At 50.9% G+C, this 234-nt stretch carries 1 protein-coding gene; it reads left to right on the forward strand.

Features of this window, described 5'->3' with window-relative positions; all coding sequences use genetic code 11:
- Nucleotides 1-234, forward strand: a 234-nt coding sequence (locus A3762_RS06445) for a flagellar basal body P-ring protein FlgI (RefSeq protein ID WP_197469085.1), incomplete at both ends; no start/stop codon positions are given.

The raw sequence follows: 234 nt of genomic DNA on the forward strand, positions 1-234 counted from the left end.
GGGCAGTTTGGTCGTTGGTGGTTTTGGTGCAGATGGTAGCGATGGTTCATCGATTACGGTGAATGTTCCAAGTGTGGGGCGTATACCAAATGGTGCGACGGTAGAGCGCGGTATTGCGAGTCCGTTTAGCCAAGGCGATACGATCACATTTAATTTGCATCAGCCTGACTTTACAACGGCCATGAACGTCTCGCAGCAAATCAACGATATGCTTGGTCCGGACACAGCCTATGC

It is taken from the genome of Oleiphilus sp. HI0125, assembly GCF_001635355.1.